This window comes from Cupriavidus basilensis (assembly GCF_029335485.1).
Lineage (GTDB): Bacteria > Pseudomonadota > Gammaproteobacteria > Burkholderiales > Burkholderiaceae > Cupriavidus > Cupriavidus basilensis_E.
The window spans coordinates 1-11,554 of the sequence record NZ_JARJLM010000013.1; the positions used below are offsets into that span (position 1 = coordinate 1).

An 11,554-nucleotide genomic window follows, 5' to 3' on the forward strand; every position below is an offset into this window, starting at 1 on the left:
AAGAAATAAACAACGAACACAAGAAATTTATGCATAGCCGCAACTCAATAAAACAAAAAATCAAATTCCACCACAACAGCAACAGACCAATGAAAAATATTTATATTTTCTGCGACACAATACTGCACCTCACTGGATTATCCTTACCAGAAAAAACAGCCACTATCTTATATCGCCAGCACATCGACCATAGTACCGATTTTTTCCTCGCCGCCGCCAGTATTTCTGTAACGCCCAAGCCGCAGCCTTGCCAGGTATGATTTTGTCCCCGATATGTGAAAGGCGGTGGTGGTAGAGGAAAACTCCACATCGCCATCAATTTCATAGCACCCGCCTTGTACCGCCACAATTCCAGCATCATAGGTTGATGTTATTTTCCCACCGTGCAGCCGCACCCAATTGTTAGTCGCAGAGGACATCGCGGGGCAACTAATCGCAATTGCCCTATCTGTTGCTTGCTTGTTCTTCGTCAGGAACGTCGGGCTTTCAAGGATAATCGCCTTATCGCTTCCGACAGCGCCACCGAGACCGAAACGAGGCGCAACGGCCGCTATTGTCTGGCCACCAGCGCCAGAGAATACCACAGTGATAGTCGGGTTGATTAGATGAATAATTTTGCAGTTGCCAAAATACCCTGTTGCCCCACCCTGCCCGGCCACTGTAAGAGTTGATCCAACACCGACGATAGTTCCAGTACCATCCCCACCACTGATTGTCAGACCTCCACCCGTCATAGTGATACCGCTAATGTCAATTACGGATCCTTGCGTAGGGTCTAATGTAACGCCACCGGCAACGTTCGCCCCTCGGAAAGTTCCCACCATTCTTTTCGTTGCGCCATAGCCAAACGCATCGATCTCGATATGAATACCTAGCGAATTGGTTCCACCGAGGTCCATCATGTTGTCTCCATCTACAACACTATAACCGCCGGTCACCGTCAGACCACCACGGAAACAACGACGCGTCTTCCCGCGCATTGTGACGTGCGCATTTGTATAGACGTGCACACCATCACCGGTGCTGTTCTGGATCATAATGGAATCTTCGACAACCAATCTGGCACGCCCAGGATAAGTGGCGCTTGCCCCCCAAAAAAATGCTGCACTGTTTTCCTTTTCGTACCTTGCGTAGGGCAATCGATTTTCACGACTCAAATCAAGAATCCCATTACGGAAAACCCATGCTGGAGAATCTTCGGCGCTGGAATACACAAGCCTCCCCGTCGCGTTGGCCGTTGTGAATATACGCTTGAAGTTCCCAACGGTGGCCTCCAACTTCAACGTCGCCCCCATTAAATCAACAGTAACAGGAACAGAAGGATCACAGTAAATCTGATCTGATAGAACATGCACTGTATCGGGGATAGCCTCTAGTATGCCGCCACCCAAGCTTACTAGGACAGCAACGGCATTGTTCCAGGCAACCGTATCGTCCGCTCCAGCACCAATCGCACCGAACCACCCAACTTTAATTTTCCCGTCAACCCGTCGCTTCCAGCGCCGCCCGTTGCTGGCAACAATGATCGTTCCGTCGTTATCGGCACTAGTCATGTCTCCATCGTCACGCACGAAAATTCCTGCGATACGGGCACTTGTCAGGCTTACTTCTGCGGCATTTCCCGCGTAATCGCGCAAATCGGCATAGGTTGCCAGCGCTTTGGGACGGACTGCCATGCTGCGATACACTCCAGTCATTTCGGCACACCTCGAGTGGCCATGGCCGCCGAGTCCGAAACAACATAGTGCTGCAATCGTGGCACGTCGCCCTCTGTTCATTTGTCGCCTCGTGAAAGCAAAGTTACAATATTATTCATCGTCGCAGCGCTGTCGCCAATTACGTGTGGCTATCCGCCTTCTTTGAAGCCACTGGGTTGGGGAGCTCCACGTTGATGGCGGAGCCACCAAAGTATAGCCGCCGCGCCCCCTCTCTTCAGACCCTCATGGGGAAGAAGGCAATCCGAAAGTAAGCTGTACCTACACGGAAATCCGCCTCCCCAAGCGCAGCCGGCTATCCAAGATCCCCCCTCAAGTCAGGTTGGCCACCGCGCCGGTCATTGCCTTGGCGTGCCCGGAAGCCAGGAACACCGCCGTGTTAACGACTTCCGCCAGTCTGGGCTAGCACTTCAGTAGGTTGGCACCGGCCGCGCCGGCCAGCATCTGCTCGATCGTCCCCCCGCGCGTTCGGCAACCTGCGTGAATACCTCGCTGCTGTGCGAGCCCAGGGCCACGATGGCGTGCGACCGGATGCGGATGGCGCGAACATCGTCTGCGCCAAGCTCGCCGGCAAAATAGGGGGGGGAACCTTCCCTCGCCCACGCCACCCAATGCCTCAGGAAGCCCGACCCGGGCATGCGGGATGCGGCGTGGAGAGGGTCAGGATCACGCCGGCCTTCTGCCTGACCATGTGCCCGGCCACGGCATTTCCGGTAATGAAATTGGTGCGCACATAGGTGTCCACCGGACAAAGGAAATCCCCCAGCGACAGTGCCGAGAGCGGTGCGCCCTGCACGTAAGCAAGCCCGACCGTGTTCAGCGCGATATCCGATATCGATGCTGCCCGCGCGCGCGGCGACGGCATGCCGCCGGACCGCTGACTCGCCAAGCGCGTCCACCTGCGCGATCTAGCCAACGCCCCCGACAGCGGCGATCTCCTAGGCCACGGCTGGGGCTTGTCCAGTGTACGCCCCGCCAAGCAGACCCTGGCACCTGCTGCGGCATAGGCCCGTGCAACGGCGTCCCCAATCGCTCCGCCTCCGCCGTGGATAACCGCGTTCTTGTTGGCAAGCAGCGTCCGACCTTCTCTGGTTGATTTCAGACCACCGGACGATATTTGTGTGCATCGCCCACGATAAGCGGGTATAAGCAATAACCGCCTGCCGGACGAGAGAGAGAAAGCCAGACTGGCACCCCTTCCGGGGGAGGATTACGCGGCCAGCCGGCCAAGCGCGGCCACCGCAACCGTGAGCGCGAACTTCTCGTCGAAAGGATCAACGAAATGGCAGGAATTATCCTTCTCAGTGTCATCTGCGGGTCGCTCTTCGCATACTGCCTGTACGTCGCAAGTCTGCCCTCTGGGAACGACACGATATCGGTGAACGAGCCGGTTTAATCACGCTGAAGTCCAGAACTGATCCCTGGGGTGGCGCTACCTCCCCCGAAAGCGGGACATTCAGATTGCCTAGGCGGGCAGCGAAACCGGACAATTTTTACAAGTAATTTGGCCGGCAATGAAGACCTTTCCTTTAGAAGTCAAAGCCTTGCAAGGCTCGTTGTTGCCCACGGTGGGCAAATTTGGCTTGCCCAATACCAAAGAGGCGAGTCGCAAGACTGGCACTAGATGGTGAACTATTTGCCGTTGGTGTCTGAAAAGATGACCTGCATTTAGCACAGTATTGACCGCCGCCCGACTGAGAATTCTGGTAAAAAGGTGGCCAATTTTTTACTTAGACCCGAAAAAATCCAATAAAAAACATAGACTTAAATACGGTGTGGGGTGTCCACCGTGGACAAGAATGCGTCTCACTTACCGCGTTATCCAGAGATAGTGCCGTTGACGGTCGTCAAGGGTGCCGGAGTCTCCGGTTATGCAGGAGAAGTACTAAAGTACACGCCCAAATCATTGCCCTAAGGCGCAGCCAAAGCGGCGGGAGCTCACGTCTGATTCGCCGATCCATTGAAGACCGCGCCGTTTTCCGACACGCCGCTCGAGACGTGAGCGCTGGCGACTCGTTGAGGCAGGCGGGCTCCTTCCCAACCCCAAGAATGGGGAACCAGCACAGTGTGCCTACCAACCGGGAGCAGTTTTGCAATGCTGCCGAGTCGATCATGGCTCTCGACGGTTCGCTTCGACCCGTGGGGTTCGGACCAGACCGGTCGCCCCCGGCAGGCTGACCACGTTAGCCCCATCGATGCTTGCCCGATCTCAGTCAATCTGCTCATGCTCGCGTAGGCACGTCAGCAGTGTCAAGCGCAAACGCCCCCATACGCCCCTGGGTTGCCAGTCTCTCAGGCAACGCCAGGAAAGTCATCCCGCTGGCGAATCCAGTTCTTGCAACAAGTCCTCCCAACAATGCCAGTTTGCAGAACGGACAGGATACCGTTGAGCGTTGCTTGGTCATCCAGGCGGAAACGACCACCGTTGGGCAACGGTTCCGCAACCGGCGGCAGCGGCGGCAACGCCTTCCACCATTCCTTCTCGATCTTCTCTCGTGCCATGCCACAGACAACGCTCGCATGTTGTGCGCCGATGACACGGTTGGGACGCCACGCCGGCAACGGGGGCTCCTGGTCTTAGTCCAGTCGGTTTATGTTCGGGGCGAACATGGCCAATTCTTCTAACCATATGAATATAAAAGGAATTCAGCTATATCAGCAAGATGTATGACTAGATTTTTACCGGAATTCCGGTGCATTGCGATCCGAGTAGCTCCGGTGGAGGCGCTGTTTTTGTTGCCTTCCTCGATCCGACGACTTGGCGTTGCCGATGGTGCCTTCCGTCTCGCGGACGCGGCTCGCCCCCCTAAGAGCGTCTCCGGCAAACCCATTGTCTGCGGGCAGACCCTGTAGCCTCGCCGAACATGCTCTTCTGCAACTACTGGCCAACCGGTTCGCCCAGCCCTCACCTGGAACAACAGCTGTACCGGCACCCCATCCTAGCGCAGCGAGCGTAAGTGTAGTCGGTGCGGCTGATTCTTCAGGGCAGTTCAATCTTGGCCAAGGCCTCAACCTGATACGGCGGCCGACGAACACCCGTGCCTAGCGCATCGGACTTGCCTTTCGTTTTAGAGGCCGCGTTGGCCAATACATTGACACGCCCCGTCTTCCTCGAAGCGAAGAAAGGCTTCGACTAGGCAGCTACGCTGTGCACGCCCTGCAACGATCGTCATCAACGTGCCGACAAAGCCCTTTCAAGGGCGCCTGCGGGTGCTGCTGCCCGCGCCTAGGCCGATACCCTAACAGCGCCATCTCTCGGCTGACGGTCCTGCGCACTTCGACGGCCTCACAAAATTGGCCAATTCCGGGCACCAAATTGGCCACCAGAGATAAAAATCTATTTCAAAATCAATAACTTACAAACGGCGCTCGTGCCCACTGCGGGCAAAATCAAAGCTCCAGCATGCTCGATGGCGCCCAAAACGTCACTGGCCGTCCCTACGAATGATTGATTCGACTGCAGATCGAATGGAAAACCGCCCAGTGGCAAGACCCTCGAGTTGCTCAGCTCACATTGCGATCGTCGAGCTCAGTCGTCACCGCCCCGAAACCGGAATGCTCGAACAGAGGGAAGCTCATGCGAACGGTTCAAACCCCTGACGCATCGCAAGTATAGGTACTGCGAGGCTGTCGATCCGCATTCGGTGCCGCCATAACGGTGTATCCCGGACGTCTTTGCAGGGGATCGACTCCTCTATGTTGTCCGCATTCCCCATCGGTTACTGCGAAACAACTACCTCCGAGTCCCAACTCGGCTCAGCCTGCCCCATCCCTAGAACATCTCAGGATCTCGCTCCAGCAGACGCGCCACAATGTGCTCTATACGGCACTTTGTTTGTCACTTCCGGCCGCCGACTCCGAATCACGACACTTTTGGCTAATGATTCGTCCCCCAATTCGCTCGCCAAATCGAAGATACTTATTTCCATCATCACATTGAGCCGCGGCATTACGGTCTACTTCAATCCAAGTTTCTATTCGAATTTCTATTTCACGCGTTCATTTCACAATACATTTCACTCATGCAAAAGAAAGAACGAATCACTGTTCAGATAGCGATTGCACCCTCTGATGGTCCTCTTTTCGATAAATTGAGTACATTCGCAGGCCACGCTGGGAGTAGAGAGCGAGCTCATTACATGAGGGCTTTACTAATTCGTGCATACGAAACACTTGAGCGATCTCCCAGTCCGAGCACTCAGCCCAACCCGTCGCCATCATTCATCAAGCCTGCGCCCGTCAAATCTCACAAATTCTAGGAGTAGATAATGTCGAAAGAAGTTACAGACCGACTTGTTGTAGGCATGGACATCGGATACGGAAACATAAAAGTGGACTGGGGAGACGGCAACCTCGCATACCCGGCACGAGTTAAGGCGGATTGGTTCGGTGCGAACGATAGTCATAGACTGAACGGGATGCGAGCCATCTACGATGAAGTCAAGGTGTCAGTTAATGGTCGTTACTATTGGATTGGCCCGGATACCCATCTGCACGTTCGAGAGCCAATAGTGACAGATGCCTACAGTGATAGCCCTGAATATGAGGCGCACCTCATCGGGGCTCTGCACTACATGTTTCGCAAGAGCGGCGCCATTAGAAGGTCCGTCGATAAACTCGTACTCGGGCTGCCGCTCTCCCAATTTTCTCTGAGGCGCGAAAGGTTACGTCAACGCTTTCAGGGGAAGCGCCTCTCAGTTCCAACGCCTAGCGCGCTCGAAGCCCGATACGGACCCGAAATTGCAGTACGCCTCCGGAATGTTGAGGTTGTTCCGCAGCCGGTTGGGAGCTTGGTCTACTGGGCTACGAGGGAGGGAGGCGAGGAAGATCTCAACGGCCAGAGAGCCAATCTGGTCATTGACCCAGGGGAGCGAACCTTTGATTGGTATGCTGCCAGGGGTACGAAGCCAATCTACGACGAATCGGGCGCTATCCCTGAAGGGATGGCATCGATTATCTACAGGCTGGCAAATACGATGACGAGAGAATTGGGGATACATATCGACTATTACACCGCAAGCCTCGGTTTGAAGCGAAACGAACTAGCATTGATCGGAGTGGGGACGATAGACATGCGCCCATTCCATACTAAGGCGAAAGAGTTCACCGAAGAGGTAACGGATCAGCTGAAGAAACGCTTGGTATCTACTGCGTTTGATAATGTTGTACTCACAGGCGGTGGCCTATCGCTATTTGAGGAAGCGATCCGAAAGTGTTTCCCTCCGGACATAATTCGAGTAGTCGCCGAGCCGATGATGGCGAACGCTCGGGGATTCTACCAATGGGGAATCGCGGAGGATTGACGAAAGCAAGTCAGTGCAGGTTGCCTGCCGCCATCTAGTATTGTACCGCATCGAAACCGTAGCGGATCCCGGCCAATTTTTTGCTAGAAATTGGCCGGAAGCCGATAAATTTCTCAACATAATCAAAAGATTGGACGCGAGCCACCTTGCCCACGTGGGCAAAAAATACGTGGAAGGCGATGTCTACTCACGCAGTAGCCGTCGGTGGAATCACTAAAAGATTAAGATATTTAATTTAGCGCGAGCGAGGAAGTGGATGGATTCTGAGCGCGATCGAAAGTACCGGATAACTCGGTTGTTGCGCGGTCAAGTCTGTCTCGTATAAATATCGGATCGCGTGCCGAATGTGGCAACCTCGTGGGCGCTGGCGTAATTTGCGCTCTTGAAAACCAGAGAAAGGAGTCTTTATGGACAATGGAGTAGTTGATGCCATGGCCGATCAACCGCGACCACAGAGCATAGTCCAATTCATGTATCAGGATCATACATTTCGTGCTCTTATTGACAAGGACGGCCGGCCCTGGTTCTGCGTAACTGACCTATGCAGAAGCCTCGGTTATACCAATTCGAGGTCGACACTTGAAAAACACTGCGTGGACGTGGAGGGCGTAGCACAATTAGAAACTATCACGAAGGGCCGTGTTCAGAGCGTGACCTTTATCAGCGAAACCAACCTCTATATGCTGATTTGCGGCCGAAAACTCGCCGCCGTCAAGTCATTCCTGTTGTGGATTACGCACGACGTCTTGCCTGCCCTTCGGACACGGTGGGTCTGTGCCTTGAGAATCCAGTCGCGAACCTCCGTCCCGAATTACACCGATGCCCCCGAGGAGGCCGGGGCCATCGCCAAGCTTCCGGAAACGAACCAGGCTCCTATGGGTGATCTTCAGCGCCTACACCTCAAACTTGTGGAAAAGGTCTTCCGTATCTCCGCGCTGGAGGCCGAGAAAACCCACCGAGAGGGAGTAGTCAGGTTCCCTCTCGCGACACTTTACCATGCAGCGATGCTACGTGCGGCGGGCAGGGACTATGCGGACATCGCGCACTTGCTGGGCGCCGATCTGGACTTAGCCCAAAGGATGGTTGTCACTTGGGAAACGCTCTCGGAACTGAAATTGGTTCCGGCGTTGCAGGAGGCCACACCACCAACTACCCGGCCCTGACGAGCCGACTTTGCGGGGAAACCCAGACAAAGCGATAACCTGCCCGCTATGCTGCGAGCAGGAGCAAGATTAACGTTGTAATTTCTTCGATATCCAGACGCGCGCTGACGTCATTCAGGACGTCTCCCATCGCGATGACAGGAACATCCTGCGCGACAACGGACACAGATACTCACTCGTAGCACGATCTGGAAAGGAGCGCGGACACAAGGGCGACGTTTAGCTGGCTATTGAAAAGCACTCCTCCACGAAGGGCGCAGTGAAGCTAAACACGACTCGACATGCAAATGGCCGCTGAATACCTACCATGCCATACAGTTGGGCGCCCCAATTCCGGGGCGCGCCAGCCCCGCTTTGGCGGCTCAATGCACCGCTCCTCGCGGCACCGCTCCCAGTATTCGTGCAATTCGGGTCAGATTGCTGGCGATCATCGTCAGCTTGAAGTGTTGGTCCACGCGTTCGAGACCACGATATACAGTTTGTCGAAACCGTCCGATCGTCTTGCCCCAGCCAAAGTGCTCTTCGATGCGTTTGCGGATGACCTGGTTCACTCGGTATCCCTCGTACCGCGAAGTACGGACATCGATTCCGCCGCCGCCAGTTCGAGGTGGAGCGTGGCGGGCTACGACAAACTGCTCGGTGGTAGGGCTGCTAGTAATCAGGCCGATGGCTCGTCCGCGGTTGCAAATGCGCCGCGCACAGGCGAACGGACTGCAGGGTCGAAGCGAAAACTCGCCTAGCGCGCGGAAGGTCGTGATCTGCAGACGGGCCGCGAACTCGCCAAGGCGGTCGCCGCGCGTCAAGTCCCAGGGGCAGCGTCATGCCACCCGGAAATGCTCCGCCGACTGCCCCGCATTGATGGCCTGCTGCAGCCAGGCTGGCATCTCGCCCTGCCCGTCCCATTTCTGCCCTTCGGTGTTGCGGTAGGTGCGCGCCGGCTCGGGAGCCGGCGGCGGCGCCTTCTCGGGAAAGCTGCTGGCCGCCTGCAGTTCGGTCAGGGTCAGGCCGTGCCTGGCCATCTGGACACGGATCCACACCGTGGCTGCGGTGCGCTCAATCTCAAGAGACATGGGTATAACGTCTTGGGAGTCGGAAAGGTGCAATGATTTGGGGACGGGTGATCAGTCGCCCTTGCCGGCCTCCCACACCACCTGCGTCGCCTCCATCCGACGCGCCGCCTCGATAGTCACGTAGTGCGTGGTGGTGTCCAGTGACGCGTGGCCGGCATTCTGCTGCACCGCCTCCAGCGGCGCGCCGGGCGCCAGCGCATGGGTAGTATAGGTATGGCGCAGCCAGTGCGTGCTGGCCGCCTCTAGCCGCGCCGCGCGGGTCGGCAAGGCGCAGCGTGCCGGCGCAGGCCGTCATGAAGCCCTTGATCAGCTTCGCGAGCGTGACGGAGGCGATACCGGCGGCGGCATCGACGGGGCTGGAGGCGCGCGCGCCGGCCCATGGCGCCCGCTCGCGCAGGTCGGTGGCATGGCCGAACATGGCGACTCCGCCCGGGACCCGGATGGCGCCCGGGTCGGCCGGGTGGCCGCGCGCCACCAGATACGCGCCGAGCCGCGCGATCACCGCCGGCGGCACCGGCACGCGGCGCAGCTTGTTGCCCTTCCCCACCACTTCCAGCCACTAGTTTTCGATTCGTGCCGGGGTACCTGGCCGTGGCAGGCTGACCCACTCCAGGTAGGCGGTAGTGGCGGCGACCACCTCGGACAGGCGCAGGCCGGTGGCGTGCAGCAGGGGCAAGGCGACCTGCAGGCGCTGGTGGGCCAAGGTGGGCGGCAGTGCGTCGAGCTGGGCCAGCATGAACGCCCACTGGTCCTCGGTCAGGCTGCGCCCCACATCCAGCGCCGGCCGCGCCTCGCGCGGCACGTGGATGCCGTGCCAGGGATTGCCCATCAGGTAGTCCTGGTCGACCAGGAAGCGGTACAGGTTGTTGAACACGCCGAGCGCATAGCCTTGCGCGAGCGGCGACAGCGGCCGCTCGAAGGGGCGCCACACCGGACTTCACCGCTTGCGCGAGCGCGGGGCGCACCAGGATCGCCCAAAGCAGGAAGCGCTCTGCTTCCTTGCGGTAGGCGCGCTGCGTGTGCGAAAGCGTCTGCAGCCAGTCGAGCGGGCCTGGCACCAAAGGCTGTTGACGTGGTCGACCAGCTGGCCGATGGTGGCCACCCCCGCCGCCTCCAGGCGGTCGGCCAGCCACGCGTCGCCGCAAAGTACGCCAGCGTCGATTCGGTCGGCACGAACCTCAGTATTGCTGGAAGTCATCCGCGACAGAATAGCCATCCGCAAACCTCGCAGGAGAGCGCGCGGGTGTCCGGAAGCTGAGCCCGCAGCGGGTCTATGGTCTGCAGTGCAACAGAGGTCCGGCTGAACCTTCCCTTGGATCGGAATAGGCGGGCCGCAGCAGGTCATCACCTGATCTGCTCATTGGAACGTGGGCCTCCTATATCCGCCCGCTTCGTTCCAACACTGCGCGACGAAGCGCGGGGATCACGTCACCCTCTAAACCGCTGACAGCGGGCCCCTGTGCCCAGACCTCCCGATCGACCACTCCCACGAAGAACGGCGTGCCATAGTTGTTCTTGATAGGTGATTCGCCACCGCGCGTCTCGGTCGCGATCCATTTGAGGTGGTCCGGCAGTTGCCAGGCACTCACGGTCGCCTTGCCGCTGCCCATGCTCAACTTTAGGTAGTCGATCTCTCTGAACTCTGGAAAGCTGGTTGCCATCCGGTTCATGCGACCGAAGTACTCTGCCTCGTAGCCACGGCATGCCGGGCACGAGACCTGGCCCAGGTAGAGCAGAGTGACTCGGGAGTCCTTGGTGGCGTGAAAGACGCTATCTGCCGTGGCCGGCAGCGATGGCGCAATGAGAAAGGCCGGCGCGCTCAAGATGAAGGTTCGTTTTTCCATGGTGTGCTCCCGTCATTCTGAATGACCAGTATGGTTCTCGTCGCGCACTAGCACATCATCAAATTTAGGTATTCGCCGCCCCGCTTTTCGCTTCATATCCCGTCCAGAAGACCGCCCCGTCACTCCAGAGAAAGCGCCAGTTCCCATGAGGAAATTAGCTTTTTGTGATGCCCACCACACTAATCAGTGTTTAACGGGTAGCGCCATGCAGGACGGGCACCGCGGAACTTCAGGCCTTGCCAGTTTGGGAGAGCGCGATCAGGCCAGCGATCGGAGCGCCTCCCAGCGCCCCAATCATGACTCCAACTCGATTCATTGAAGTGCGAGTGGTTTGAGAGATCGCCTATTTACTGGGGGCCGATCCAGCATGTCATTCCGAGATCCTCTTGCAACAATTTGCGATCGCATGTACCACGTGTATTCGCATGAGATCCTTGCCTCGACACGTGCATAGCCCAA

At 57.4% G+C, this 11,554-nt stretch carries 10 protein-coding genes and 1 pseudogene; 3 read left to right on the forward strand and 8 right to left on the reverse strand.

All coding sequences use genetic code 11. The features are described 5' to 3' along the window. Window positions 1-167: 167 nt before the first annotated feature. From P3W85_RS00925 to P3W85_RS45430, 3 genes are all read right to left on the reverse strand, one after another. Complete coding sequence (locus P3W85_RS00925; protein WP_276263382.1) at window positions 168-1,676, reverse strand: hypothetical protein; 1,509 nt, start codon at window positions 1,674-1,676, stop codon at window positions 168-170. Window positions 1,677-2,331: 655 nt separating this feature from the next. Beyond that, the gene (locus P3W85_RS00930; protein ID WP_276263383.1) at window positions 2,332-2,604 is read right to left on the reverse strand and encodes a hypothetical protein; all 273 of its coding nucleotides are present in this window, start codon (window positions 2,602-2,604) and stop codon (window positions 2,332-2,334) included. Window positions 2,605-4,007: 1,403 nt separating this feature from the next. Continuing rightward, on the reverse strand, window positions 4,008-4,217 hold the full coding sequence (locus P3W85_RS45430; protein WP_430869467.1) for a hypothetical protein: 210 nt from the start codon (window positions 4,215-4,217) through the stop codon (window positions 4,008-4,010). 1,766 nt (window positions 4,218-5,983) lie between these two features. On the opposite strand from P3W85_RS45430, the gene P3W85_RS00940 reads away from it, so the two are divergent. Both P3W85_RS00940 and P3W85_RS00945 read left to right on the forward strand, forming a co-directional pair. Beyond that, complete coding sequence (locus P3W85_RS00940; protein ID WP_276263384.1) at window positions 5,984-7,018, forward strand: plasmid segregation protein ParM domain-containing protein; 1,035 nt, start codon at window positions 5,984-5,986, stop codon at window positions 7,016-7,018. A gap of 407 nt (window positions 7,019-7,425) precedes the next feature. Further along, window positions 7,426-8,181, forward strand: coding sequence for a BRO-N domain-containing protein (locus P3W85_RS00945; protein WP_276263385.1), 756 nt, complete (start codon window positions 7,426-7,428; stop codon window positions 8,179-8,181). Between the two features lie 362 nt (window positions 8,182-8,543). On the opposite strand, the pseudogene P3W85_RS00950 reads toward P3W85_RS00945, so the two are convergent. The 3 genes and pseudogenes from P3W85_RS00950 to P3W85_RS00960 all read right to left on the reverse strand — a co-directional run. Next, window positions 8,544-8,780 (reverse strand): annotated as a pseudogene (locus P3W85_RS00950) (transposase); the annotation flags it as partial. A gap of 219 nt (window positions 8,781-8,999) precedes the next feature. Continuing rightward, window positions 9,000-9,251 carry an H-NS family nucleoid-associated regulatory protein gene (locus P3W85_RS00955; protein ID WP_276263386.1) on the reverse strand — a complete coding sequence of 84 codons (252 nt, stop codon included), beginning with the start codon at window positions 9,249-9,251 and terminating at the stop codon, window positions 9,000-9,002. A 51-nt stretch (window positions 9,252-9,302) separates the two neighbouring features. After that, the gene (locus P3W85_RS00960) at window positions 9,303-9,518 is read right to left on the reverse strand and encodes a tyrosine-type recombinase/integrase (RefSeq protein WP_276263387.1); all 216 of its coding nucleotides are present in this window, start codon (window positions 9,516-9,518) and stop codon (window positions 9,303-9,305) included. Between the two features lie 26 nt (window positions 9,519-9,544). On the opposite strand from P3W85_RS00960, the gene P3W85_RS00965 reads away from it, so the two are divergent. Continuing rightward, the gene (locus tag P3W85_RS00965; protein ID WP_276263388.1) at window positions 9,545-9,814 is read left to right on the forward strand and encodes a hypothetical protein; all 270 of its coding nucleotides are present in this window, start codon (window positions 9,545-9,547) and stop codon (window positions 9,812-9,814) included. Here P3W85_RS00965 and P3W85_RS00970 read toward each other — a convergent pair. Then, on the reverse strand, window positions 9,811-10,182 hold the full coding sequence (locus P3W85_RS00970) for a hypothetical protein (protein WP_276263389.1): 372 nt from the start codon (window positions 10,180-10,182) through the stop codon (window positions 9,811-9,813). The two genes, P3W85_RS00965 and P3W85_RS00970, sit on opposite strands and share 4 nt — an antisense overlap. A 445-nt stretch (window positions 10,183-10,627) precedes the next feature. Next, window positions 10,628-11,095, reverse strand: coding sequence for a hypothetical protein (locus P3W85_RS00975; RefSeq protein WP_276263390.1), 468 nt, complete (start codon window positions 11,093-11,095; stop codon window positions 10,628-10,630). Window positions 11,096-11,554 lie beyond the last annotated feature (459 nt).

What these genes read in the sequence shown, in the direction of transcription:
- P3W85_RS00945 (WP_276263385.1), top strand. Translation starts at nt 7,426, where the DNA reads ATGGACAATGGAGTAGTTGATGCCATGGCCGATCAACCGCGACCACAG.
- P3W85_RS00925 (WP_276263382.1), bottom strand. Translation starts at nt 1,676, where the DNA reads ATGGCAGTCCGTCCCAAAGCGCTGGCAACCTATGCCGATTTGCGCGAT.
- P3W85_RS00955 (WP_276263386.1), bottom strand. Translation starts at nt 9,251, where the DNA reads ATGTCTCTTGAGATTGAGCGCACCGCAGCCACGGTGTGGATCCGTGTC.
- P3W85_RS00965 (WP_276263388.1), top strand. Translation starts at nt 9,545, where the DNA reads ATGAAGCCCTTGATCAGCTTCGCGAGCGTGACGGAGGCGATACCGGCG.
- P3W85_RS00975 (WP_276263390.1), bottom strand. Translation starts at nt 11,095, where the DNA reads ATGGAAAAACGAACCTTCATCTTGAGCGCGCCGGCCTTTCTCATTGCG.
- P3W85_RS45430 (WP_430869467.1), bottom strand. Translation starts at nt 4,217, where the DNA reads ATGGCACGAGAGAAGATCGAGAAGGAATGGTGGAAGGCGTTGCCGCCG.
- P3W85_RS00940 (WP_276263384.1), top strand. Translation starts at nt 5,984, where the DNA reads ATGTCGAAAGAAGTTACAGACCGACTTGTTGTAGGCATGGACATCGGA.